General features: G+C 32.3%; 24 protein-coding genes and 1 pseudogene. 21 read left to right on the top strand and 4 right to left on the bottom strand.

Annotated elements, in window-relative coordinates:
- The first annotated feature begins 50 nt into the window (after nt 1-50).
- The 7 genes from BS101_RS18950 (at nt 51) to smpB (ending at nt 8,269) form a co-directional block, all read left to right on the top strand.
- Nucleotides 51-1,247: a phosphoglycerate kinase gene (locus tag BS101_RS18950; protein WP_073540224.1), complete on the top strand. Its 1,197-nt coding sequence runs from the start codon at nt 51-53 to the stop codon at nt 1,245-1,247.
- Nucleotides 1,248-1,268: 21 nt separating this feature from the next.
- Nucleotides 1,269-2,015, top strand: coding sequence for a triose-phosphate isomerase (tpiA, locus tag BS101_RS18945; RefSeq protein WP_073540223.1), 747 nt, complete (start codon nt 1,269-1,271; stop codon nt 2,013-2,015).
- A gap of 18 nt (nt 2,016-2,033) precedes the next feature.
- The gene (gene gpmI, locus BS101_RS18940) at nt 2,034-3,563 is read left to right on the top strand and encodes a 2,3-bisphosphoglycerate-independent phosphoglycerate mutase (protein WP_073540222.1); all 1,530 of its coding nucleotides are present in this window, start codon (nt 2,034-2,036) and stop codon (nt 3,561-3,563) included.
- Between the two features lie 99 nt (nt 3,564-3,662).
- Complete coding sequence (gene eno / locus BS101_RS18935; RefSeq protein WP_073540221.1) at nt 3,663-4,955, top strand: phosphopyruvate hydratase; 1,293 nt, start codon at nt 3,663-3,665, stop codon at nt 4,953-4,955.
- 199 nt (nt 4,956-5,154) lie between these two features.
- On the top strand, nt 5,155-5,388 hold the full coding sequence (gene secG / locus BS101_RS18930; RefSeq protein ID WP_073540220.1) for a preprotein translocase subunit SecG: 234 nt from the start codon (nt 5,155-5,157) through the stop codon (nt 5,386-5,388).
- 231 nt (nt 5,389-5,619) lie between these two features.
- Nucleotides 5,620-7,749, top strand: coding sequence for a ribonuclease R (gene rnr / locus BS101_RS18925; protein ID WP_073540219.1), 2,130 nt, complete (start codon nt 5,620-5,622; stop codon nt 7,747-7,749).
- A 46-nt stretch (nt 7,750-7,795) separates the two neighbouring features.
- Nucleotides 7,796-8,269, top strand: a complete 474-nt coding sequence (gene smpB, locus BS101_RS18920) for an SsrA-binding protein SmpB (RefSeq protein WP_073540218.1) — start codon at nt 7,796-7,798, stop codon at nt 8,267-8,269.
- 198 nt (nt 8,270-8,467) lie between these two features.
- Here the strand turns inward: smpB and BS101_RS18915 are convergent, their stop codons facing one another.
- Nucleotides 8,468-9,364, bottom strand: a complete 897-nt coding sequence (locus tag BS101_RS18915) for a LysR family transcriptional regulator (protein ID WP_073540217.1) — start codon at nt 9,362-9,364, stop codon at nt 8,468-8,470.
- A 128-nt stretch (nt 9,365-9,492) separates the two neighbouring features.
- Here BS101_RS18915 and BS101_RS18910 point away from each other — a divergent pair, with 128 nt between their 5' ends.
- From BS101_RS18910 to BS101_RS18880, 7 genes are all read left to right on the top strand, one after another.
- Entirely contained in the window at nt 9,493-10,740 is a 1,248-nt protein-coding gene (locus BS101_RS18910) for an APC family permease (RefSeq protein WP_073540216.1), read from the top strand.
- A gap of 299 nt (nt 10,741-11,039) precedes the next feature.
- Nucleotides 11,040-12,269: an ammonium transporter gene (locus BS101_RS18905; protein ID WP_073540215.1), complete on the top strand. Its 1,230-nt coding sequence runs from the start codon at nt 11,040-11,042 to the stop codon at nt 12,267-12,269.
- Between the two features lie 253 nt (nt 12,270-12,522).
- Nucleotides 12,523-12,891, top strand: coding sequence for a P-II family nitrogen regulator (locus BS101_RS18900; protein ID WP_012103704.1), 369 nt, complete (start codon nt 12,523-12,525; stop codon nt 12,889-12,891).
- Nucleotides 12,892-13,032: 141 nt separating this feature from the next.
- On the top strand, nt 13,033-13,362 hold the full coding sequence (locus BS101_RS18895; RefSeq protein ID WP_242951338.1) for a hypothetical protein: 330 nt from the start codon (nt 13,033-13,035) through the stop codon (nt 13,360-13,362).
- 214 nt (nt 13,363-13,576) lie between these two features.
- Nucleotides 13,577-13,720, top strand: a complete 144-nt coding sequence (locus tag BS101_RS18890) for a cyclic lactone autoinducer peptide (RefSeq protein WP_073540213.1) — start codon at nt 13,577-13,579, stop codon at nt 13,718-13,720.
- 106 nt (nt 13,721-13,826) lie between these two features.
- A complete protein-coding gene (locus BS101_RS18885; RefSeq protein WP_073540212.1) occupies nt 13,827-15,143 on the top strand; it encodes a sensor histidine kinase in 1,317 nt (438 codons plus the stop codon).
- Between the two features lie 4 nt (nt 15,144-15,147).
- The gene (locus tag BS101_RS18880; protein WP_073540211.1) at nt 15,148-15,714 is read left to right on the top strand and encodes an accessory gene regulator ArgB-like protein; all 567 of its coding nucleotides are present in this window, start codon (nt 15,148-15,150) and stop codon (nt 15,712-15,714) included.
- A gap of 194 nt (nt 15,715-15,908) precedes the next feature.
- Here the strand turns inward: BS101_RS18880 and BS101_RS18875 are convergent.
- A pseudogene (locus BS101_RS18875) lies at nt 15,909-16,139 on the bottom strand (flavodoxin family protein); the annotation flags it as partial.
- Between the two features lie 134 nt (nt 16,140-16,273).
- Between BS101_RS18875 and BS101_RS18870 the strand changes: the two are divergent.
- Both BS101_RS18870 and BS101_RS18865 read left to right on the top strand, forming a co-directional pair.
- Complete coding sequence (locus tag BS101_RS18870) at nt 16,274-16,633, top strand: DUF4064 domain-containing protein (protein WP_073540209.1); 360 nt, start codon at nt 16,274-16,276, stop codon at nt 16,631-16,633.
- Between the two features lie 182 nt (nt 16,634-16,815).
- Nucleotides 16,816-16,998, top strand: a complete 183-nt coding sequence (locus tag BS101_RS18865) for an aspartyl-phosphate phosphatase Spo0E family protein (protein ID WP_073540208.1) — start codon at nt 16,816-16,818, stop codon at nt 16,996-16,998.
- 31 nt (nt 16,999-17,029) lie between these two features.
- Here the strand turns inward: BS101_RS18865 and galU are convergent, their stop codons facing one another.
- Together galU and mntR are read right to left on the bottom strand one after the other, a co-directional pair.
- Nucleotides 17,030-17,911, bottom strand: a complete 882-nt coding sequence (gene galU, locus BS101_RS18860) for a UTP--glucose-1-phosphate uridylyltransferase GalU (protein ID WP_073540207.1) — start codon at nt 17,909-17,911, stop codon at nt 17,030-17,032.
- A gap of 155 nt (nt 17,912-18,066) precedes the next feature.
- Nucleotides 18,067-18,555: a transcriptional regulator MntR gene (mntR, locus tag BS101_RS18855; RefSeq protein WP_073540206.1), complete on the bottom strand. Its 489-nt coding sequence runs from the start codon at nt 18,553-18,555 to the stop codon at nt 18,067-18,069.
- Nucleotides 18,556-18,838: 283 nt separating this feature from the next.
- Between mntR and pyrB the strand changes: the two genes are divergently transcribed.
- The 5 genes from pyrB to BS101_RS18830 are packed head-to-tail and all read left to right on the top strand — an operon-like array spanning nt 18,839 to nt 23,129.
- Nucleotides 18,839-19,759 (top strand): aspartate carbamoyltransferase, encoded by a 921-nt coding sequence (gene pyrB / locus BS101_RS18850; RefSeq protein ID WP_073540205.1) that lies wholly within the window; start codon nt 18,839-18,841, stop codon nt 19,757-19,759.
- A gap of 13 nt (nt 19,760-19,772) precedes the next feature.
- A complete protein-coding gene (locus tag BS101_RS18845) occupies nt 19,773-20,204 on the top strand; it encodes an aspartate carbamoyltransferase regulatory subunit (RefSeq protein WP_073540204.1) in 432 nt (143 codons plus the stop codon).
- Between the two features lie 31 nt (nt 20,205-20,235).
- Entirely contained in the window at nt 20,236-21,417 is a 1,182-nt protein-coding gene (locus BS101_RS18840; RefSeq protein WP_073540203.1) for a dihydroorotase, read from the top strand.
- 25 nt (nt 21,418-21,442) lie between these two features.
- On the top strand, nt 21,443-22,318 hold the full coding sequence (gene pyrF / locus BS101_RS18835) for an orotidine-5'-phosphate decarboxylase (RefSeq protein WP_073540202.1): 876 nt from the start codon (nt 21,443-21,445) through the stop codon (nt 22,316-22,318).
- 34 nt (nt 22,319-22,352) lie between these two features.
- Nucleotides 22,353-23,129 carry a dihydroorotate dehydrogenase electron transfer subunit gene (locus BS101_RS18830; RefSeq protein ID WP_073540201.1) on the top strand — a complete coding sequence of 259 codons (777 nt, stop codon included), beginning with the start codon at nt 22,353-22,355 and terminating at the stop codon, nt 23,127-23,129.
- Nucleotides 23,130-23,133 lie beyond the last annotated feature (4 nt).

Below are 23,133 nucleotides of genomic sequence, written 5' to 3'. Positions count from 1 at the left end.
TCAGTTGTATAATATTAAATAGAGTGTTTATAAAGGAGATGAAAAGATAGATGGTTTTTAATAAAAAGACAATTGAAGATGTAGACGTGAAAGGAAAAAGGGTGCTGGTAAGATGTGATTTTAATGTGCCTCTGCAAGAAGGGAAGATTACAGATGAGAATAGACTCATAGGATCACTTCCTACTATAAAGTATTTAATGGAGAACAATGCTAAAGTTATACTCTGTTCACATCTAGGAAAACCAAAAGGGGAAGCAAAGCCGGAAATGTCACTACTTCCCGTTGCAAAAAGGCTTTCAGAACTTTTGAAAAAAGAAGTAGTATTTGCAGCAGATGATAATGTGGTAGGGGAAAATGCCAAAGCTGCAGTTAAAAATATGAAAGATGGAGATGTAATACTTCTTGAAAATACAAGATATAGGATAGAAGAAACTAAAAATCAGGATAACTTTTCAAAAGAACTGGCATCCCTTGGAGAAATTTTTGTGAATGATGCTTTCGGTACAGCTCATAGAGCACATTGTTCCACTGTAGGAGTTACTAAATTTCTGCCTACAGCTGTATGTGGGTATTTAATACAAAAAGAACTTGAATTTTTAGGAAATGCCATAGAAAATCCATCCAGACCTTTTACAGCCATACTTGGTGGGGTAAAGGTTTCCGATAAGATAAATGTAATAAATAATTTATTGGAAAAGGTAGACACTTTAATAATTGGAGGAGGAATGAGTTACACTTTTGCAAGAGCACAAGGTTACACCATAGGAACCTCCGTAGTGGAAGAAGATAAAATAGAATATGCAAAAGAAATGATAGATAAGGCAAAAGAAAAGGGTATAAAGTTATTGCTGCCTGTAGATAGAGTAGTTACGGATAAATTTGATGAAAGTGCAAGACCTATATTAGAAGATGACAAAAATATAAAAGATGGTTATATGGGTATGGATATTGGACCTAAGACGGCCAAAGTATATGCAGATGCCATAAAAAATTCCAAAACTATAATTTGGAATGGTCCCATGGGAGTGTTCGAGTTCAAAAATTTTGCAAAGGGAACTTTTACAGTGGCTAAAGCTATGGCCGAATCAGGTGCCATTACTATCATAGGGGGAGGAGATAGTGCGGCAGCTATAAATCAGCTGGGTTTTGGAGATAAAATGACTCATATATCCACAGGTGGAGGAGCTTCTCTTGAATTTTTAGGAGGGGAAGAATTACCAGGGATATCCGCTTTAAATGATAAATAACTTTAACAGGGGGAATTATTTATGAGAAAAGCAATAATAGCGGGAAATTGGAAAATGAATAAAAATCTAGAGGATGCTTTGAAACTGGTTGAAGAATTGAAGCCTCTTGTAAGAGATGCAAAGTGTGATGTAGTTTTATGTCCGCCTTATGTTTGTCTTGATGCAGTGGTTAAAGCGGTAAGCGGAACCAATATAAAAGTTGGAGCACAGAATATGCATTATGAAGAAAGTGGTGCCTACACAGGAGAAATTTCTCCAGGAATGTTAAAGTCCCTTAAAGTGGATTATGTGATAATCGGACACAGTGAAAGAAGACAGTATTTTAACGAAAAAGATGAAACAATAAATAAAAAGATAAAAAAAGCTTTTGAACATGATATAATACCTATAGTCTGCTGCGGGGAAAGTCTTTTGGAGAGAGAAAATGGTATAACAGAAGAAGTACTGGGCAGGCAGATAAAACTGGCACTTAAGGATCTGAAAAAGGAACGGGTGGAAAAGCTTGTTATAGCTTATGAACCCATATGGGCTATAGGAACAGGTAAAACTGCCACAGATAAGCAGGCAAATGATACAATAGCTCATATAAGAGATGTAGTTTCAAAAATGTATGGAGAAACTACAGCAGAAGCAGTAAGAATTCAATATGGAGGCTCTGTAAAACCTGCTACAATTAAAGCCCAGATGGAACAACCCCATATAGATGGAGCATTAGTTGGAGGAGCCAGCTTAAAGCCACAAGATTTCGCGGCTATAGTAAATTATTAAATTTTTTTGGAGGAAGACATGGAAAAAAAGCCAGTAATGCTTATGATATTAGATGGTTTTGGAATTTCAAAAATAGATAATGGAAATGCTGTGAAGGCAGCTTATAAACCTAACTTAGATAAATATTTTAAAAAGTATCCCCATACTGAACTTGAAGCTAGTGGTCTGAGTGTAGGATTACCAGAAGGTCAAATGGGTAATTCAGAGGTTGGACATTTAAATATAGGGGCAGGAAGAATAGTATATCAAGCCCTCACTAGAATCACAAAGTCTATAAATGAGGGAGAATTTTTTAAAAATGAAGTTTTAAATAGTGCTGTAGATAATGCCGTTAAAAATAATTCGGATCTGCACTTTTTAGGACTTGTATCTCCTGGGGGAGTGCACTCTCATACGAATCACTTAAAGGGACTTTTGCAGTTGGCTAAACAAAAAGGAGCAAGCAGGGTGTATATCCATGCCTTTACGGATGGGAGAGATGTTCCTCCAAGCTCTGCCTATATGTATATAGATGATATGGAAAAATACATACAAAAAATTGGAATAGGAAAAATAGCAACAGTGTCGGGAAGATATTATGCCATGGATAGAGATAAAAGATGGGAGAGAGTGGAACTTGCATATAATGCTTTAGTTTATGGCAGGGGGAATAAGGCAGCCAGTGCTGGTGAGGCAGTGACAAATTCTTATGACAATGGAAAAACAGATGAGTTCATAGTTCCAACAGTAATTGAAGAAAACAATAAGCCTGTGGCCACCATAAAGAACGGAGATTCTGTAATATTTTTTAATTTCAGACCAGATAGGGCAAGACAGCTTACAAGGGCTTTAAATGATAATATATTTAAAGGTTTCAAAAGGGAGAAACTTAATTTGAAGTTTGTAACCATGACTGAATATGATGCAACCCTTGAAAATGTATATGTTGCCTTTAACAATGAAGTGTACAAAAACACTTTAGGAGAATATGTAAGTAAGATGGGGAAAAGTCAATTGAGAATAGCAGAAACAGAAAAATATGCCCATGTAACTTTTTTCTTCAATGGAGGAGTTGAGGCACCAAATAAAAATGAAGACAGGGAGCTTATTCCATCTCCAAAGGTGGCAACTTACGATTTAAAGCCTGAAATGAGTGCAAGAGAGGTAACTTCTGCGGTTTTAGATAGATTAGAGCAGGATAAATATGATATGATAATATTAAATTTTGCAAATCCGGATATGGTAGGGCATACAGGAATATTTCAGGCTGCTAAAAAGGCAATAGAAGTGGTGGATGAGTGCTTGGGCAAGATTGTAAGCAAGATATTGGAAAAACATGGTACAGTATTTATAACTGCAGACCATGGAAATTCCGAGCAGATGGTAGATTATTCTACAGGAAATCCCATGACAGCTCATACTACAAATTCAGTGCCATTTTTGTACATATCAAAAAATTCCACTGAATTAAGAAAAGATGGCATATTAGCAGATATTTCTCCCACTATACTCCAGGTTATGGGACTTGAAAAACCTAAAGAAATGACAGGAAAAAGTCTTATTAAATAGTAAAATTTTGTATTAATTAATTTCCAGGAGCATTATCAAAATAAAGTATTGAGAGGAGTTGAAAAAAGTCGTCATAAGTCTATGTGGCGGTGAATATTCATGAGAAATTATGTAGAGATAGTAGATGTAACAGCAAGACAAATTCTTGATTCCAGGGCAAATCCAACTGTGGAGGTGGAAGTAATACTAGAAGATGGTACAGAAGGAAGGGCAGCAGTGCCTTCTGGTGCATCTACCGGTGCATTTGAAGCTGTGGAGCTAAGAGATGGAGACAAGGAAAAATATATGGGAAAGGGCGTTTTAAAGGCCGTAGAAAATATAAATAATTATATTGCAGAAGAACTTATCGGAATGAATGCATTTGATCAGGTATTGATAGATAAAACTATGTTGGAACTTGATGGTACCCACAATAAAGGAAAATTGGGGGCTAATGCCACTTTAGGGGTATCTCTTGCTTGTGCAAGAGCTGCAGCTAAATATCTGGGGCTCAGCTTATACCAATATATAGGCGGGGTAAATGCCAAAGTTCTGCCTGTTCCTATGATGAACATAGTAAATGGAGGAAAACATGCAGATAATAATGTAGATCTTCAGGAATTTATGATAATGCCTGTGGGAGCTCCAAGTTTTACAGAAGCACTTAGAATGAGTTCGGAAGTTTACCATACATTAAAGTCACTTTTAAAATCAAAAGGACAGGATACAGGTGTAGGTGATGAAGGAGGTTTTGCTCCAAATCTGAATTCTAATGAAGAGGCAATACAAATAATAGTTGAAGCTGTAGAAAAAGCTGGATATGTTCCTGGAAAAGATATATTTATAGCTTTAGATCCTGCTTCTACGGAAATATATGAAGATGGAAAATATAATTTAAAGAGTGAAGGAAAAGTTTTAAGTTCAGAAGAAATGGTAGATTATTATGTCACTCTTGTGAATAAATATCCTATAATTTCTATAGAGGATGCCATGGCAGAAGAGGATTGGGAAGGATGGAGCATACTCACTGAAAAGCTGGCAGATAAGGTGCAGCTTGTAGGAGATGATTTATTTGTTACCAATACGGAAAGATTAAAAAAAGGCATAGATAAGAAAGTGGCAAATTCCATACTTATAAAATTAAATCAGATAGGAACTCTTACAGAAACATTAAATGCCATAGAAATGGCGGAAAGAGCCGGATACACTGCAGTAGTGTCCCATAGATCTGGAGAGACGGAAGATACCACCATAGCTGATTTGGTTGTAGCAGTAAATGCAGGACAGATAAAAACCGGTGCTCCAGCTAGAAGTGAGAGAGTGGCAAAATATAATCAACTTTTAAGAATAGAAGAGGAACTTGGTGAAACGGCTGAGTATAGGGGATTAAATACTTTCTACAATATCAAGTAATCTCTGAAACAATAGAAATTTACCATTTACAATTATGATTTTTAAAGGTCTGTCTTTGAGGGCCTTTAAAAATTGCAATTCCAATATATATATGCTACAATAAGGTAGCTAAAAAGGAATGTAATGAGAACATGTCTAATATGTATGTAAATTTGTTTTAAGTTAATTATTTCCTATGTAATGGCAGGAGGTGGAATCCATGCATATTTTTTTAATAATTGCACAACTTATAATAGGAGTTATGCTTATATGTGTTATATTGATGCAGCCAGGAAAGACCAATGGTCTAAGTGGATTTATATCAGGAGGGCCTTCTGAAAGTTTTTATTCAAAAAATAAATCCAGAACTTCAGAAGCAATGTTATCCAAAACAACTGTTGTGTTAGCTATATTATTTGCAGCTATATGTATAGTACAGACTATGATAAAATAATTTGAATAATAGTTTACATAAATAGAGTAGATTTATACTCTATTTATTTTTTTAGTATGCAGTGAGAAATGTTTTATAAAATATTTTACAATTGAGGGAATATATTGACTTATAACATGGACATAATATATCATTAGGATATATAAAATACAGGAAGCAAGTAAAAATGTTTTTATAATATGGAATATTATTTTATTACTAATATCAATATATATAGAAGGTGGTGAAAAAATGAACATAAAAGAAGCTATTGTAGATTTTATGAAAGAACAGGCGTATAAGCCTATGAATATAAAAGAATTGGAAAAAGTGTTTTCTGTAAAAAAAGCAGATGTGAAGAATTTTAAAAAGATAGTAGATGAGATAGAAAGAGAGGGTACCATAGTTAAGACCCGTACTAATAGGTATGGAATACCGGATAAAATGGGCCTTGTAACTGGAAAATTTCAAGGACATCAGAAAGGATACGGTTTTGTAATACCTTATGATGAGGGAAAGGATATATTTGTCCCATCTTCAGCATTAAATGGTGCCATGAACGGGGATCGGGTAGTAGTAAAAATAAACAAACAAGCAAATACGGAAAAGAAATGTGAAGGAGAAATAATAAGGGTACTTGAAAGAGCAAACAGTAAAGTTATAGGAACTTTTGAAAACAGCAGAAATTTTGGATTTGTTGTACCGGAAGAAAAACGTATATATCAGGATATATTCATACCCAAGAATTGTAAAAAAGAGGCTGAGACAGGGGATATTGTAATTGCAGAAATCACCCAGTGGCCTGACAAGAGAAGAAATCCAGAAGGTAAAATAGTTGATATACTAGGGAAAAAAGGGGAAAAGGGTATAGATATATTGACTATAATAAAAAAGAATAATCTTCCCGAGGAATTTCCACAGAAAGTTGAATCCTATGCGGAGAGTATACCGGAAAAAATACCGGATAAAGAGTATGAAAGAAGAATGGATTTAAGGAATATGCTCACTGTCACAATAGATGGAGAAGATGCCAAAGATTTAGACGATGCGGTGTCCCTGGAAAAACTTCCTGATGGAAGCTACTATTTGGGAGTACATATAGCAGATGTATCCTATTATGTAAAAGAAAAAAATCCGCTGGATAAAGAAGCATTGAAAAGAGGAACTTCAGTGTATCTCATAGACAGGGTTATACCCATGCTTCCAAGAAAATTATCTAATGGAATTTGCAGCTTGAATCCAAATACGGATAGACTGACCCTAAGCTGTTTCATGAAAATAGATGAAAATGGAAAAGTTATAGAACATAATATTGTAGAAAGTGTAATAAGAAGCAATGAAAGAATGACTTACACAGATGTTACAAAGATACTTAAAGGGGATAAGGAAACCATAGAAAAATATGGCAATCTTGTGGATACATTTAAGCTTATGGAAGAACTTTGCACAATTTTAAATAAAAAAAGAATGATGCGGGGAGCTATAGATTTTGACTTTGAGGAATGTAAAATAACTCTTAACGAATTGGGTGTGCCTATAAAGATTGAACCCTATGAAAGGGGAATATCAAATAGGATAATAGAAGAATTTATGCTGGTGTGCAATGAGACCATAGCAGAGCATATGTTCTGGACTACTTTACCTTTTGTATTTAGAGTACATGAAAATCCTGATGAAGAAAAATTGATGCATTTTAATGAATTTATTCATAATCTGGGATATGCAGTGAGATGGGGAAAAGATGTTCATCCAAAAACACTTCAGGATATAATAGAGAAGGTAAAGGGAAAAAAGGAAGAAACTGTGGTAAGTACACTAATGCTTCGTTCTATGAAACAGGCCAGATATTCTCCTGAATGTATAGGACACTTTGGATTGGCAGCCAAGTATTATTGTCATTTTACATCTCCCATAAGAAGGTATCCCGATCTTATTATCCATAGAATAATTAAAGAATTTATAAATGGTCAGTTAACTGATAATAGGATAAAGAGATTAGTAAAGGAAGTAGATTATGCGGCAAGGCAATCTTCTGATATGGAAAGATTGGCTCAGGAGGCAGAAAGAGAAGTAGATGACTTGAAAAAGGCAGAATATATGAGTACAAGAATAGGAGAAGAATTTAATGGTATAATATCTTCAGTTACTAATTTTGGAATGTTTGTAGAAATTCCAAATACTATAGAAGGATTAGTTCACATAAGTACTTTGGAAGATGACTATTATGTATATGATGAAAAGCACTTGAGTCTTATAGGTGAAAGAACCAGAAATATCTACAAATTAGGTGATGAAGTTAGAATTCATGTATCAAAGGTTGACCTGGCTGCTCATGAGATATATTTTGAAGTAGTAAAAGAAAAAGATGATAAAGAGGAATAGACTTGTTTAAAGTAATCCATGAAAGTTGTAAGGGGGGATAAAAACCATGTCGGCTAAAAATAAATCCAATAACAAAACTCTTGCGGAAAATAGAAAGGCAAGACATGATTATTTCATTGAAGAATCAATGGAAGCGGGAATACAATTGGTTGGAACCGAGGTTAAATCTATAAGGGCTGGAAAATCCAATTTAAAAGATAGCTATGGTGAAATAATAAATGGAGAAATTTTTATACGTAATATGCATATAAGTCCCTATGAAAAAGGAAATATATTTAATAAAGATCCTCTAAGGGACAGAAAGTTACTTCTCCATAAGAAGGAAATAGCAAGACTGCTTGGATATACTGCACAGCAGGGATATACTATTGTGCCGCTATCTCTTTATCTTAAAAATGGCAGAGTGAAGGTAAATCTAGCAGTAGCCAAGGGAAAGAAAAACTATGATAAAAGAGATTCCATGCTGGAGAAAGCTGCTAAGAGAGATATAGAGAGACAGATGAAAGAGAGATTTAGGTAGTCATATCAAGTAATTCTTAGGTTCAGGTGGAGTTTGCTCATGAGAAATGCTTTTCTCCACCTGAATCTTAGAAGAACTTATCCAGACGCGTAGCAGTGCTTATCCCCCATTTTTAAGAAGCTGTGGGTGTTAGCAATGGTAGCGTTCGGATAAAAATTAAAGAAGTTTACAAAAGGATACAGCGGTGTTACCTCACTTTCAAGAAGTTGGGGTGACAGGCATAGTGGAGGCCATTTGGATAAAAGTTTTCATTGCCGCTGTTATCCATTTATTCTTATGATAGAGCATCTGTGTCATCATATTGAATTCACATCCTTCTAAATCCAATAATATTAAATTCTTTTTAGCCAGTTCTTTTTTTACAGTCATCACAGGCAATAAAGTAATTCCAAGATTACTCATAGTAAAATTCTTAATAGCCTCAACATTTCCTACCTCCAGTGATAAATGTGGACTTAGACCCGATTTATGAAATATTTTTTCAAAGGCACTTCTATAGCTGCAGCCACTTTCTGTAAGAATTAATGACTCATCTTTAATATCTTCTATGGTTAGATTATTTTTATATGCTAATTCATTTAATGGTGAAGCCAGAACTGCCATAGGTTCATTATAGGACATGCATGATATTAAATCTGAATCCATAACTGGCTCATCTAATATAAATATTAAATCCACTATGTTATTTTTAAGCATATCTCTTAAATCGGAGCATATACCTAATTTAATTATAATTTCCACATTGGGATATTTTTTGTGATAATTTCTGAGAAGCTCAGGAAGTTTCATTGTGCAAAGGGATTCAACGGTACCAATTCTTAAAGTTCCAGCAGGAATATCTGTGTCATTTATTGCTTCTTTAGCCTCATGTGCAAGATTCACTATATTTTGTGCATATTTAAGAAAGATTAGACCTTTAGAAGTCAACTTTATACTTCGTCCAATTCTTTCAAATAGCTTTATATTAAGTTCTTGTTCTAGAAGTTGAATTTGGGTTGTAATTGTAGATTGAGCATATCCAAGTTCTCTTGCGGCTTTAGAATAGCTTTTCAAATGGGTGATTTTACAAAATGTTATTAGATTTCTAAGTTCCATAGTATTTTCTCCTAACTTCAATAAAATTGAATTATAGTTTCAAATAATTCAATTTTATTAATAATTGATTCTATGTTAGTATAATATTGATAAAAATTCAAGTTATTTTTAGGAAAAGTGGGGAGAGTATGGATAAAAATAGAAGCATTGGAGTTGTTACACTTTGTGGTCTTATAGTTGGACCTGTTTTAGGATCGGGAATAGTATTATTGCCTCCAATAGCATATAAGGTTATTGGTCAATGGGCTATATTAGCATGGATTGTAATAATGGCACTAGGAATTGTATTTGCTTATGTATTTGTATTTTTAAGTTTGAAAAGTCCAGGAAATGAAGGAATTGCAATTGCAGTGGGTAATACCCTTGGAGTTTTTTGGCGTGAACTTACTGAAAATTTTCTTACAGCTGCCGTTTGTTTTGGTCCTGCAGCGGTTTTAATCACTGCAGCAGGTTTCTTGAAAAACTTTCGCGTTTTTTCAAATGTAAATATTGAAATCATAGCCTTTGGAATAGAAATTGTTTGTGTCTGTATAATTATTTTAGGTGTCAAAACTTTAGGCAGGGTAGCTTTCATATTAACGGCATTTACGGCAGTATTGTTATTGTGTGGAAGCACCTATGCTTTGATCTTTAATTCCCATATAGGATTGCCTAATACAGCATTTTCTCTATCCAAATTTGGATATACGCTGCTAATTTTATTTTGGGCAATAGTGGGGTGGGAGGTCATTGGTAATTATATTGAAGATATAGAAAATCCTAAAAAAACTCTTATGAAGGCTATGACAATAAGTCTTGTGATTATTGCAGTTTTGTATTTAGCCGCAGCGCTTTCCATACAAAGTGTATTAGGAGGTAAACATGATATTATAGCAATTATGACTCCTTTATTTGGCATATTTGCTTTACCCATAATAGGGATTATCGCAATAGGACTTTGTATGTGTACATACCTTATGGTAGTTGGGGCAGTTTCACGAATGAGTGCCCTTCGTGCAGCAAAAAATAGATTGCCAGGATATCTTTCATACCTAAATAGAAATGAAAGTCCAGTTAATGCCGTCATAACTTTTGTCATTATACATGCCTTAGTGATGCTTCTCACAGGTATGGGAATTTTAAGTCTTGATAGTGTTGTAACCTGCGCAAATGTATTTTTTCTATGTAATGCAATAATTGGATTAGTTGCCGGTTTCAGATTACTTCATAACGCAAAAATAAGAATTGCAATTGGCATACTTATCATAGCTTTTACTTTACTTTTATTTAAATCAAATTTGTGGAGTATTTTACTTCTAGTGATAGTTATTCTCTTATCCCTATATAATAATAAAAAATCAAGTGTAATTAATATTCCTGAAAAAACTGTATTGTAAAAATTTTAGATAATAATGATGTAATTAAGAAAATTACACTTATAAAATTAAAAAATAATAAAATTATAGACATAAAATTGATAAATATTGAATATTAGATTTCTTTTTAAAGTGATACATGCATATAATTTTGCAATTATCAATAAAAGCAAAAAATAATTAATGAATCAATAAAAATTTTAATATAACTATAGATAATTTGTACAAAAATTAGTATTATATAAATAGTTTTTTAAAAGGCCTTTAAAAACTATTTAATATAATACTTTATTTTTTATTTATTTTTAGGAGGTATTTTTATGAGTGGAGTAAATGCAGCAGATACTGTATTTGTAATTATGAGTACAGTTCTGGTAATGATTATGACTCCGGGACTAGCTTTGTTTTATGGAGGTATGGTTAGGGGGAAGAATACGTTAAATAGTACTCTTCATAGTTATTCAGCCCTGGCAGTAATATCCGTTCAATGGATATTTATAGGATATACATTGTGTTTTGGAACAGATATTGGTGGATTAATAGGAGGTTTTAATTTTGCAGGTTTGAAAGGAGTTGGAATTGCACCAAATGCAGATTATTCAAGTACAATTCCACAGCAGGCATTCATGATGTTTCAGCTTATGTTTGCAATAATAACTTCAGCTGTTATATCAGGCTCTATTGCAGAGAGAATGAAATTTATTCACTGGATTTTATTCCTTTTTCTTTGGACAACATTAGTTTATGATCCTATTGCTCATTGGGTATGGGGAGCAGGAGGTTGGCTTAGAAATCTTGGAGCTTTGGATTTTGCAGGAGGAAATGTGGTGGAAATAAGTTCAGGTATATCAGGCCTTGTTGCAGCATTGATGCTTGGAAAAAGGAAGAATGTAGGTAAACCCAGCAGTCTTCCATTAACTTGTTTAGGAGCTGGATTACTCTGGTTTGGGTGGTATGGATTTAATGCAGGAAGTGCACTGGCTGTAAACGGTGTAGCGCTAAATGCTTTTATAACTACCAATACTTCTGCTGCAACTTCTGTTGTAAGTTGGACTATTTGCGAGTACATATATAGAAGAAAAGTAACCTCCCTTGGTGTTGTCAGCGGCATAGTGGCAGGTCTTGTAGCCATAACTCCGGCAGCGGGCTTCGTAAGTCCTATGGCTTCAGTAGTTGTCGGGTTAGTGGCAGGAACTGTGTGCTATGTAGCTATTACATTTGTCAAGTCTAAACTTGGATATGATGATGCACTGGATGTATTTGGATGTCATGGTATAGGGGGAATATGGGGCGGAATAGCCACAGGGATATTTGCCTGGAAATCCATAAATCCAGCGGGAGCCAATGGATTGATACATGGAAATCCAAAATTGATAGGGATTCAGCTCATAGCTATTTTATCAAGTATTGCATATTCAGCTGTAGGCACATTTGTAGTAATTAAAATAATTAATGCTTTAAGTGGTATAAGAGCCAGTGACAAAAATGAACAGACAGGTCTTGATGTAACAGAGCATGGAGAAGAGGCCTATGGCGGACTTGGCGTATAAAAAAATAATTTAAATGTGCAAATATGGTTGAAAAGCTTTTATGAAATAGTATAAAATCTATATATAGAATATAAATATATATTTTCAGGTAATGTTCACATTAAAGTTAAGAATATTGATAATTTTCAGAATACTACTCATTTCATTATAATTATAAAGGACTATATTCTTGAATGTGGCATATGTTACTTATATATTATTATTTTAAATTATGAAAAAAACTGAAATATATATTTAAAAGGGAGGTAAAACAATGGCTGACAAACTTACAAAAATAGATATTATTACTTCTAAAGCTAGGTTAGATGAATTGAAAGAGGCATTAAATGAAATTGGTATTGCAGGTATGACTGTTACAAATGTCTTAGGATGTGGAATACAGAAAGGTCATAAAGAGTATTATAGAGGATTGACTATGGATATTAATCTACTTCCAAAAGTAAAAGTGGAAGTGGTGGTTTGTGAAGTACCTGTGGAACTTGTTGTTGAAACTGCCAGAAAAGTTCTTCATACAGGAGAAATGGGTGATGGAAAAATATTTATTTATAATGTGGAAAATGTTATACGCATAAGTACTGGAGATGAAGGTAGAGCGGCTCTGCAATATAATACTAGATCTTAGAAAAATAGTTTAGGCACCATTTGCCATAGGGTCACATTAAGGAATGAAGTTATTTTTATAGCATATAAAAAGGGGATACTTTAATGAAGGTATCTCCTTTTCTTGAAGTCATCTAGAAAGATAATAAAAGGAGATGAATACATGGAATTTAAAGGGCTGTGGGATATTTATGAAATAAAAATAATTAGCGGTAATTTCATGAATATGGAAATGCAATCTTTTATAAAAATTAATGAGGATGGAAGGGGACAGCTTCAATTTGGAGCCATTACCGGGGATTTGACAGGGGAAATTATAGAACAGGGTATTAGTAAAAAATTCATGTTTAGATGGCTTGGAATGGATAAAGTTAAAATGATAAATGGCAGTGGATGGATTGAAATTGCAAAGGAGGATTTAATGGAAGGAGAAGTTACATTTTATAATGGACAAAAATGGAGAATTTTAGCTAAAAAAAATAAATTTGTGTAACATATGTTTAATTATACAGTATCAGCATAAGAGATTATTTAAATATAAACCAGTATATTCAATAAATGAACAGAATTTGGCATTATTTATTTAATTTGAATAATTTTAATTTTTTTTTAATAATTAAGAAGGAAAAAATAAAATATTGTAGAATGTATACAATAAACTGCGTAAAATTACTTGAATTACAAATCATTTAAGGAGGAATATAAAAATGAAATCTTTAAAGAAAAAATTATTGAAGAACGGTTTGAAAGTGTTAGGAAATGTATCTTTGTTGTTTGCGGCATTAGTTATAGTTGCAACGTCAATAGGTGGTGGATATCAACCTAGATGTCCTGAGGAGCTTTTAAGATAATAAATTGGGAAGATTTTTGTAAAAGTGTGATTTGAATTTTTTATAGGAATATTAATTTTTAAATATAACTTTTGCAAAAATCTTCAGAAAATGAAGGAGAACAATTATGGAGAGTATAAGAGAAATAGTGCTAGACATTATAGAAGCATTGATTATTTTGGGAATTTTTCAAGCATTATATGATGAAAAAAAGTTTATAATACAAAATAAAATTAAATCTGTATTATTTTGTATAGTTTATATTTTTATAACTTATTGTAGTACATTTAGTATGACAATGGCTTATCATTCACTAGTTCTTGTAGTGCTCGATGTTTTAGTATTGGCTTATATTATGAAAATAAAGATTTTTAATTCTGCAGTTATAATTTCTTTATTTTTTACAATAGTTATAACTACAGAAACCATTATTGAAGCCATTGAAATGTTTACATTCAACATAAATTTAAGTCAAATTTTTTCGAATTCTAAGTATTTTTGGATCTTTCTAATACCGTCTAAAATATTACAAATAATTATTGCCATATTGATATTTAAATTCAACGATTATTTTATCAAGCTTAGATTATTTGAAAGAGAAGGTAGAGTCTTTGCTAATTTAATAATTGAATTAGGAGTATTTACTATCTTTATATTTTGTGCTAACTTCAGTATTTTTAACATAAAAAGTATTCAAACTTATAATATATTTATGTTTATTTTATATTTTACATTTTTAATAGTAAAATTTAAAAGCTTAAAAGAAAAAGAAATGCTTGTAAATATAAATAACAATTACAAAGTACAGAAACAGCAGATTAAAAATATGGAAGAAATAATAAGCATAATAAGGCAGGAAAAACATGATTTTGCCAACCACATTAATGTTATACAGGGACTGTGTTTGTTAAACAAACCAAATACTGTTGAGAGAATAAACAATTATGTGAAGAAAATATCAGGTACAATACATTCTTCTTTTAGATATCTAGACACAGGTAACGATTACATGGACGGCATGTTATCCATAAAAAATAACTATGCAATGAAAAACAATATTGATTTTAAAGTTATAATTGATGAACCCTTTGATTTAATAAAAATCAGAGAGGATGAATTAATAAGTATTATAAGTAATCTTGTAGATAACGCTTTTGAAGCTTTTAATAAATCAGATGTGGAAAATAAGGAAATATCCATTATCACTTTCAAGGAGGATATGAATTTTTGCATTGAAATAGCCGATAATGGAGATGAAATTCCAGAGGGTATAAAGACAAAAATTTTTGAAAGGGGTTTTTCTACAAAAAAGGAACAAAAAGATGGACATGGCTTCGGATTATACATTATCAAACAACTGGTTGAAAAGAATAAGGGCAGTATATTTTTAGAGAGTACTCCTGAAAGAACCAAATTTACAGTAAAGTTTAAAATGGAGGATTGACTAGATGAATAAACTTATAAGCTGTGTGGTAAGCAAAATTTCTGAAACTAATCCCCAGTTTTCAGATTTGGAATTGAAAAAAATAGCCTATGGACTGGAATGTATTCTTGATGAGATAACAAAAATTATTCCCTATTTTATAATATTCTGGATATTTTCTCTTCATAAATATTATTTGGTTATTCTCATATTTTTTTGTCCTATTAGATTGTTTACCGGAGGATACCACGCCAAAACTTACTGGGGATGTTTTTTTATTACTTTTATCATATTTACAGCTATAATTCTTATGGGTAAATACATTTTAATCAACAACATTATTTTAATAGTTTTGCTCATTATATCCTTTATATTTGTATGGATTTTTGCTCCTGTAGACAATATTAATAAGAGGATAAAAAGCGAGCAGTGGAGGAGAAAAGTAAAACATATTTCTATGATTATTACTTTTTGTTTAAGTGTATTTTGTTATTTCTTGCCTCAGCCATTTTTAAATACTGCTGTAATTTCCATTACTTTTTCAGTGGCACTTATGGTGCTGGGTAAAATAATAGATTTAAAAATATCTTAATATAAATAAGTATATGGTTATATCACATAACACAAGGGACAATTTTTCTCCATGATAAATTTTGTTTGTTAAATGATTTTGTTAGCCAGGTATTATGTGAAATACTTATTATGTGATTATCTTATAAAATTGGTAACTGCCATTGGCTCTTTTTCAGGTAATAAAATTCCTGCCTTTCTTTCAGCCTGGATACATTCAAGGAAAGATGTTATAAGATCAGATGCATAATGTACAGGAGAACCAAATATAAAACCATCTGCTTTTTCAGCCTTTTCTAAGGCCACATTTACAGTATCATCATTAAATATGCACTTACCGGATTTAGTTTTAAAACAATTGTTACAGGCTGTACAACCTATAATAGGTTTATTTCCTATGTGGAAAATTTCTGCTTCAATCTTTTCTTTTTCCAGTGTTTTCAAAGTAAATTCCATGTAATGAGAGAGTCAGGATACTAGGATAGTATTATTTAGAATATATATGTTTTTGTGGATAAAATAGACAAACAGTAAATTATTTGATATAATGTAATAAAATATATATATAAAGGAGAGTTGTTATGGAAAACAAAAAGACAGTGGAATTAGTTCTGGGACTTATTGGAGGTATTTTAGGAATTATAGCAGGTATTTATTCAATGAATATTGGAGGACTGGCGTCTGTATTTCATGTTGATAGGGCAGTTACAGTAAATAATTTTGGAATAGGGGCAATAATTTTATCCATACTAGGTATCATTGGTGCTTTAATAGTGAAGAATAAAACAAAACTTGGTGGAATATTTATGATTATTGCGGCTTTAGGAGGACTTCTATGTATAACTTATTTTTATATCCCGTCAGGTATACTCTTAATAATTCCTGGTCTAATGAGTGTTATTAAGAAAAAAGATGAAAGTAAACCTAAAGCAGTTGTATAATAGTATTCTTTAACACATATGTAAACCTTGACTTAATCTTTAAGTCAAGGTTTATATTTTTTTGTATTTAAATAGGAGTTAAAACCTATTTTTGTATTTTATGTTAATTTAATTTAATATAAATAAAAAAACGCACTCTTTTTATCATAGTTTATACTGATTTTGGAAGGAGGTGTTTTTTTATGGTCAAAATTGAAGACATATTAAGGGAAATAGAAGCATTAAGAGTCGAATTAGTAAAAGCCATTGAGAACAAGAAAAGTTTGCTTGATCCAGATATAGTCAGGGAAAGTCAAAAATTAGATTTGATTTTAAATGAGTATAACAAGATGATTGAGCAAAAAATGCAGAATGTGAAAGATTAAGAAAAGGAGAGGCTTTGGCCTCTCTTGTAGTTTAAAAATCTAGTCCTAATTTTTTATTGATGTCTGAAATATAAGAAATAAGATTTTCTCTTAAATCTGTACGTTTTAAGGCATATTCTATATTAGCCTCAATGAATCCTAGCTTGTCACCTATATCATATCGCTTACCCTCAAAACAATAAGAGTATATTGCCTCCTGCTTTAATAATTCTTTTAATGCATCTGTAAGTTGAATTTCATTACCCTTTCCAGGTTTAGTTCTCTCCAGTATATCAAATATTTCCGGTGTTATTATATATCTCCCAAGTATGGCAATATTGGATGGAGCTTCTTCTTTTCCAGGCTTTTCTACCATATTTTTTATCTTGTGAACTTTATCATCTATTTGTATACCGTCAATAATTCCATATTTGGATACATCTTTTTTGTTAACAGGCTGTACCCCTATAATTGAAGTATTATACTTGTTATAGCAGTTAATTAGCTGCTTCAAGCAGGGTACTTCACTATCTACTATATCATCTCCCAATATAACAGCAAAAGCTTCATTACCTACGAAGGCCTTTGCAAGGCTTATGGCATGACCCAATCCTTTTGGTTCTTTCTGGCGTACATAATATATATTTACCATATTACTTATATTTTGAATCAGTTCCAGCAATCCATCTTTATGGCTGCTTTTTAATTCATCCTCAAGTTCTACGGATTTGTCAAAATGATCTTCAATAGATTTTTTATTCTTACCTAAGATTATCAATATTTCTTCAATACCTGAGTTAACGGCCTCTTCTACCACATATTGAATTGTAGGCTTATCTACTATTGGTAACATTTCCTTAGGCTGTGCTTTTGTAGCAGGCAAAAATCTTGTTCCTAAACCAGCAGCGGGAATTACTGCTTTTTTTATACTCATAACAGCTTACCACCTTTTCTAATTGAATTATTTAATATGAGAATGTTACTCCATTTTTGAATTCTCTCTTTAGTGTTATATAAAATTATACCTGCCCTTTGTTGCATAAATATCAAAAATTTGTGTGAAATCTATGTGATCATAATAGTTGTTTCTTATGTTTTCTCTGGCAGAGTTGATTTCTGGTATTGAGTAAATTTTTTTAGTATATCTGGGTTGTTTTTAAAAAAATTATTTAGCGTTTCAATTCTTGTTAATGCATTTGAAGTTATATTATGTTCCATAAGTTCTACATTTATCAATATATCTTTTTGAACTCCTATTATGTTTAAAAATTGTTCAATTATAATGTGGCGATTTAAAAGAAATCCACCTACAGCTATTCCTTTCTCTGTAAGCTGTATAATTCCGTACTTTTCATAATTCACAAATCCCAATTTGGTTAATTTTTGAACCATTTTAGTTGCAGAGGAAGCTTTTACATTTAATAATTCTGACAGGCTATTTATGCGGGCATAACCTTCCTCTAGATAGCATCTGTAGATCATTTCCAGGTAATCTTCCATACTGTGAGTCAAACTATTTTTTTCTTTTTCCAAAATTTCATATCCTCTGACAGTATGGAAGGATTGATTGTTATCCATAAACAACACTTCCTAAATATAAACTTGGTGTTCTTTTAAAGGTATATGTTAAGTAGTTACGTATAATTACTTTTAATGTGGGTATTGACTTTAAATTCAATTTATGATAATATGGGCAAGATAAAATTTGGTACTGAACCTTTAAGACTAGTTCCGTGAAGCTAGGAAGGCAGGATAAAATTATGTTGTTATTATATTTATGGTATAATAATGCCTTCCAAACAGGGAGGCATTTTTTTAAGCCTTTAAATTTAGCACAGAGATGCTGACAAGGAGGAATGAAATGTTAAAAGGAAGACATTTAATTGACGCAATGGATTTTTCAATAGAGGAATTGGAGGAAATATTTAAACTTTCTAATGAAATAATCTCAAGAGAAAAAGAATTTTCACATATCTGTGAGGGAAAGCTTCTGGCTACCTTATTCTATGAACCAAGTACTAGAACCAGGTTAAGTTTTGAATCTGCCATGTTGAGACTGGGTGGAAAAGTAATGGGATTTTCAGAACCAGGGTCAAGTTCAGCTTCAAAAGGTGAGAGCATAGCAGATACCATAAGAGTAATTAGCTGTTATGCAGATATAGCTGCCATGAGGCACCCTAAAGAAGGAGCTCCAAAGATTGCAGCCATGTATTCTAATATACCTGTTATAAATGCAGGAGATGGGGGACACCAGCATCCTACCCAAACCCTTACAGATCTTTTAACCGTTAAGTCCATAAAAGGAAGATTATCTAATCTAAAAATAGGCTGTTGTGGTGATTTAAAATTTGGAAGAACAGTGCATTCACTTATCAAAGCCATGTCTAGGTATGAAAACAATAGTTTTACACTAATATCTCCAGAAGAACTAAAGATCCCTAATTATTTAAAAAAAGAATTAAACAGTAAAAATGTTAAATATAAAGAAACTAAAAATCTGGAAGATTCCATAGAATCTTTAGATATATTATATATGACCAGGGTGCAGAGAGAAAGATTTTTCAACGAAGAGGATTATATAAGACTCAAGGACAGTTATATACTTGATAAAGGAAAAATATCCAGGGCGGCAAAAGATATGATAGTTCTTCATCCGCTGCCTAGGGTTAATGAAATTTCCTATGAGATAGACAAAGATCCCAGAGCTTATTACTTTAAACAGGCTAAATACGGCATGTATGTGAGAATGGCTTTAATGATAAAGTTACTTGGAATTCAATAGGAGGGATTATATAATGCTTACAATTAATAGTATAAAAAATGGAATTGTAATTGATCATATAAAAGCAGGATATGGAATGAAAATATATAAGTATCTTGATTTGGATAAGGCTGATTATTCTGTAGCCCTCATAATGAATGCAGAAAGTAAAAAACTAAATAAGAAAGATATAATCAAAATAGAAAATAATATAGAATTGGATTTGGCTGTACTTGGATTTATAGACCCTAATATAACAATTGATATTATAAAAAATGAAGCCATATATAAAAAGATAAAGTTAAAACTGCCGGATAGAGTGGAAAATATTATAACCTGTAAAAATCCAAGGTGTGTTACTTCAGTGGAAAAAAATATACCTCACATTTTTAAATTAGTAGATGAAAATACAGGGGAATATAGATGCGAGTACTGTGACCAGATATATGAGAATTTATCATTATAAAATGATTTAAAGATTAGGAGAGGATTAGAATATGGAACTTCTAATAAAAAGGGCTAGAATAGTTGATTATTATCAGGATTTTACAGGAGATATTTATATAAATGATGGAATTATAAATAAAATAGGGGTAAACTTAAATGAAAGATGTCTTAAAATAGATGGAAAAGGACTAGTCGTCATGCCCTCTTTTGTGGATCTCCATGTACATTTTAGAGAACCTGGTTTTACTAGAAAAGAGGATATAGAGAGTGGAAGCAGGGCTGCAGTTAAGGGTGGATATACCATGGTTAATCTTATGGCAAATACAAACCCCGTATGCAGCAGTATGGATACTGTAAACTATGTTTTAAACAGAGCAAAGCAGGTGGGAATTTTAGATGTACATCAGTGTGTGTCCATAACTGACAATTTTGAAGGAAAAGATACAAGTCATTTGGATAAATTGGATGACAGGGTGAAAATAATATCTGAAGATGGAAAAGATGTTACAGACAGCAGTATTATGTTTGAGGCTATGGTAAAAGCCAAAGAGTCAGGGAGAAGAGTTATGTGTCATTCAGAAGATCACTCCCTTTCAAATGTAGATATGAGATTAGCAGAGAATATAATGACCTGGAGAAATATTACCCTGTCTGAATCCACAGGATGTGCTGTGCATATAGCACATGTAAGCACAAAAGAATCCATGGAATATATAATAGAAGGTAAAATTAAAGGATTGAATATAACCTGTGAAGTCGCACCACATCATATAGTACTTTATGAAAATGACTATAGGGTAAATCCACCCATTAGAACAAAAAAGGATAGGGATTTTTTAATAAAATCAATCAAAGATGGATGGGTGGATACCATAAGTACGGATCATGCCCCCCATACCAGTGAAGATAAAATGCAGGGGGCACCAGGTATATCGGGAATAGAAACTGCATTTAGTTTATGCTATACAAATCTTGTGAAAGGTGGACATATAACTTTAAACAAACTTTCAGAGCTGATGTCTAAAAATCCTTCTGATATATTAGGCATAAAAAAAGGCAGGATAATTCCTGGTTATGATGGGGATTTGGTTTTACTTGATTTAAATAAGGAATATGAAATACAAAGAGAGAAATTTTTATCTAAGGGCAAAAACACTCCTTTTGAGGGATATAGGGTGTTTGGTGATATAGTTAAAACAATAAAGGCTGGAAAGATTGTGTTTGAAAAATAAGTCCGTCTGATTGGAGTTGAAGTTTATGATTATAGATGAACTGTATGAAACTGTAAATAAAAAGGGAAATGTATGTGTAGGTTTGGATACGGCACTAGAATACATACCTGAAAGTATAAGAGAGAGTCATGAAAATGTAGAAGATTGTATATTTGAATTTAACAGAACCATAATAGATAGTACTCTAGATGCAGCTGCCTGCTATAAAATTCAGATTGCATATTATGAAGCACTTGGCATTGAGGGACTTAGAGCCTACAGTAAAACTTTAAAATATATAAAGGATAAAAAGGCTCTTTCCATTGCAGATATTAAAAGGGGAGATATAGCAAAAACAGCTGAGATGTATGCAAAGGCGCATTTTGAGGGGGAATTTGAAAGCGATTTTGTAACATTGAATCCATATATGGGATTTGATACTATAGAGCCTTATCTGCCTTATGTAAAAAATAATAATAAAGGATTATTCATATTGATAAGGACTTCCAACAAAGGAGCCAGGGATCTCCAATATATAAGCACAAAAAAAAATACAAAATTATATAATATTGTAGGAAAAAAAGTGAGTTCCATCGGAGAGAAGTATATGGGAAATTGCGGTTATAGTTCTCTTGGAGGGGTAATGGGTTGTACTCATCAGGAAGAGGGTATAAAGCTTAGAAAAAAATTAAAAAATGTATTTTTTTTAATACCGGGATATGGAGCGCAAGGAGGTACTGCAGAGGATATTTCAGCCTATCTTAAAAAAGGAAATGGAGGAGTAGTAAACTCTTCAAGAGGTATACTACTTGCTTATAAGAATGAAGAGGATGGATTAAAAAAATATGGAGAGTGTGCAAGGCAGGAGTGTATTAAAATAAGAGATGATATTTTAAAGATATCACAGAATAAGAAGTCTTAAAATTAGAATATTTTAGAATGGAGAAAAAATTACATTGAAAAGTAAATTGGATTATACTGTTGAAAAGGTATTTGAAAATAAAAAAATAGCTGAAAATTTATATGAACTTGAAATACAAGGTGATTTCAAGGGAATACCCGGACAGTTTTACATGTTGAGATGTTGGGATATGGAGCCTGTACTTTGGAGACCTATAAGTATACACTATCTGGATGAAAAAAGAATAATCTTTTTATATCATGTAACGGGCAGAGGAACTAAAAAGCTCAGCAGTTTAAAATCAGGAGATGAAATTAAAATTTTAGGACCTCTTGGAAATGGTTTTTGTATAGAAGATATAATGAAAAAAAACACTGCTGTGATAGCAGGAGGAATAGGTATTGCACCTATGTTTTATACAGTAGAAAATATAAGAGAGACAATTAAAAAAGATAAGCTTTTGTATAAGGATTATAAGTTGGATTTATATGCCGGGTTTAAAGACAATACATATTGTATGGAAAAATTTAAGCCTCTGGTGGACAATATCTATGTTTCTACGGAAACAGGAGTGGAAGGTAAAAAGGGATACATAACAGATATCTTTGAACCGGAAAAATATGATGTGGTATTATGCTGTGGGCCACAAATAATGATGAAAAAGGTAATAAATATGTGCAGAGAAAAACAGATAACTGTATATGTGTCTATGGAAAACCGGATGGCTTGTGGAATTGGGGCTTGCCTGGTATGTACCTGTAATACCATTGGTGGAAATAAAAGAGTATGCAAAGATGGGCCGGTTTTTTTAGGAACTGATGTGGTAATATAATAAG

Origin of the sequence: Clostridium kluyveri (genome assembly GCF_001902295.1) — a bacterium.
Classification (GTDB): domain Bacteria; phylum Bacillota; class Clostridia; order Clostridiales; family Clostridiaceae; genus Clostridium_B; species Clostridium_B kluyveri_B.
This window is presented reverse-complemented; position numbering and strand designations above follow the sequence as displayed.

Excerpts from the sequence above, each read along its gene's own strand:
- BS101_RS18950 (WP_073540224.1), top strand. The coding sequence starts at position 51 with ATGGTTTTTAATAAAAAGACAATTGAAGATGTAGACGTGAAAGGAAAA.
- tpiA (WP_073540223.1), top strand. The coding sequence starts at position 1,269 with ATGAGAAAAGCAATAATAGCGGGAAATTGGAAAATGAATAAAAATCTA.
- gpmI (WP_073540222.1), top strand. The coding sequence starts at position 2,034 with ATGGAAAAAAAGCCAGTAATGCTTATGATATTAGATGGTTTTGGAATT.
- eno (WP_073540221.1), top strand. The coding sequence starts at position 3,663 with ATGAGAAATTATGTAGAGATAGTAGATGTAACAGCAAGACAAATTCTT.
- secG (WP_073540220.1), top strand. The coding sequence starts at position 5,155 with ATGCATATTTTTTTAATAATTGCACAACTTATAATAGGAGTTATGCTT.
- rnr (WP_073540219.1), top strand. The coding sequence starts at position 5,620 with ATGAACATAAAAGAAGCTATTGTAGATTTTATGAAAGAACAGGCGTAT.
- smpB (WP_073540218.1), top strand. The coding sequence starts at position 7,796 with ATGTCGGCTAAAAATAAATCCAATAACAAAACTCTTGCGGAAAATAGA.
- BS101_RS18915 (WP_073540217.1), bottom strand. The coding sequence starts at position 9,364 with ATGGAACTTAGAAATCTAATAACATTTTGTAAAATCACCCATTTGAAA.
- BS101_RS18910 (WP_073540216.1), top strand. The coding sequence starts at position 9,493 with ATGGATAAAAATAGAAGCATTGGAGTTGTTACACTTTGTGGTCTTATA.
- BS101_RS18905 (WP_073540215.1), top strand. The coding sequence starts at position 11,040 with ATGAGTGGAGTAAATGCAGCAGATACTGTATTTGTAATTATGAGTACA.
- BS101_RS18900 (WP_012103704.1), top strand. The coding sequence starts at position 12,523 with ATGGCTGACAAACTTACAAAAATAGATATTATTACTTCTAAAGCTAGG.
- BS101_RS18895 (WP_242951338.1), top strand. The coding sequence starts at position 13,033 with ATGGAATTTAAAGGGCTGTGGGATATTTATGAAATAAAAATAATTAGC.
- BS101_RS18890 (WP_073540213.1), top strand. The coding sequence starts at position 13,577 with ATGAAATCTTTAAAGAAAAAATTATTGAAGAACGGTTTGAAAGTGTTA.
- BS101_RS18885 (WP_073540212.1), top strand. The coding sequence starts at position 13,827 with ATGGAGAGTATAAGAGAAATAGTGCTAGACATTATAGAAGCATTGATT.
- BS101_RS18880 (WP_073540211.1), top strand. The coding sequence starts at position 15,148 with ATGAATAAACTTATAAGCTGTGTGGTAAGCAAAATTTCTGAAACTAAT.
- BS101_RS18870 (WP_073540209.1), top strand. The coding sequence starts at position 16,274 with ATGGAAAACAAAAAGACAGTGGAATTAGTTCTGGGACTTATTGGAGGT.
- BS101_RS18865 (WP_073540208.1), top strand. The coding sequence starts at position 16,816 with ATGGTCAAAATTGAAGACATATTAAGGGAAATAGAAGCATTAAGAGTC.
- galU (WP_073540207.1), bottom strand. The coding sequence starts at position 17,911 with ATGAGTATAAAAAAAGCAGTAATTCCCGCTGCTGGTTTAGGAACAAGA.
- mntR (WP_073540206.1), bottom strand. The coding sequence starts at position 18,555 with ATGGATAACAATCAATCCTTCCATACTGTCAGAGGATATGAAATTTTG.
- pyrB (WP_073540205.1), top strand. The coding sequence starts at position 18,839 with ATGTTAAAAGGAAGACATTTAATTGACGCAATGGATTTTTCAATAGAG.
- BS101_RS18845 (WP_073540204.1), top strand. The coding sequence starts at position 19,773 with ATGCTTACAATTAATAGTATAAAAAATGGAATTGTAATTGATCATATA.
- BS101_RS18840 (WP_073540203.1), top strand. The coding sequence starts at position 20,236 with ATGGAACTTCTAATAAAAAGGGCTAGAATAGTTGATTATTATCAGGAT.
- pyrF (WP_073540202.1), top strand. The coding sequence starts at position 21,443 with ATGATTATAGATGAACTGTATGAAACTGTAAATAAAAAGGGAAATGTA.